The 773-nt window shown below is 69.9% G+C and carries 1 protein-coding gene and 1 pseudogene; one reads left to right on the top strand and one right to left on the bottom strand.

Annotation, left to right across the window (positions count from 1 at the left end; translation table 11 throughout):
• Positions 1 to 166, bottom strand: a pseudogene (locus tag BIV01_RS20255) (tRNA lysidine(34) synthetase TilS); the annotation flags it as partial.
• Between the two features lie 51 nt (positions 167 to 217).
• On the opposite strand from BIV01_RS20255, the gene BIV01_RS13820 reads away from it, so the two are divergent.
• A complete protein-coding gene (locus BIV01_RS13820; protein ID WP_071303214.1) occupies positions 218 to 709 on the top strand; it encodes an inorganic diphosphatase in 492 nt (163 codons plus the stop codon).
• The last annotated feature ends 64 nt before the right edge of the window (positions 710 to 773 follow it).

Raw genomic sequence — 773 nt, 5'->3', positions numbered from 1 at the left:
CGGTGGCCGCGGCGAGCGCGAGCGAGTCCGGTCCGCCGCTCAGCGCGACGAGCACGAGGTCTCCGGGGCGCACCGTGCCCTCGTCGAGCGCCTGCGCGAGCAAGGAGCGCACCGCGCGACGGGTGTCGGCGACCGCAGGGTCGAGCCGGGGACGCGGAGTGTTCACCCGGTAACGTTAGCCGCGCTTTCTTCCCGCACATCAGACCAGGAGCGCAACATGGCCGCGTACGACGTCGTCGTCGAGATCCCCAAGGGCAGCCGCAACAAGTACGAGGTGGACCACGAGACCGGTCGCGTGTACCTCGACCGCGTGCTGTTCACCTCGTTCGTGTACCCGACCGACTACGGGTTCTTCGAGAAGACCCTGGCCGACGACGGTGACCCCGTGGACGCGCTGCTGCTCCTCGAGTACCCGACGTTCCCCGGTGTGGGCGTCAAGGTCCGCCCGGTCGGCGTCTTCAAGATGAGCGACGAGGCCGGCAACGACGCGAAGGTCCTCGTGGTCCCCGCGAAGGACCCGCGCTGGGCGCACATCCAGGACATCTCGGACGTCGACGAGCAGACGAAGGCCGAGATCGCGCACTTCTTCGAGCGCTACAAGGACCTCGAGCCGAACAAGTGGGTCAAGGCCGAGGGCTGGGGCGACGCCGCCGAGGCCGAGGCGATCGTCACGGCCGGCCAGGCCGCGTACGTGCCCGCCGGTCGCTGACGCTCCCGGTCCCGTTCCGGCTCGACCGGGACTGCACCGCCTGACGACGAGTGCGCACGATCCC

The organism is Curtobacterium sp. MCBA15_013 (assembly GCF_001865095.1).
In the GTDB taxonomy this organism is placed as follows: domain Bacteria; phylum Actinomycetota; class Actinomycetes; order Actinomycetales; family Microbacteriaceae; genus Curtobacterium.
This window is presented reverse-complemented; position numbering and strand designations above follow the sequence as displayed.

Bases quoted from the DNA above. Each gene is read 5' to 3' on its own strand.
- BIV01_RS13820 (WP_071303214.1), top strand. From the start codon at position 218: ATGGCCGCGTACGACGTCGTCGTCGAGATCCCCAAGGGCAGCCGCAAC.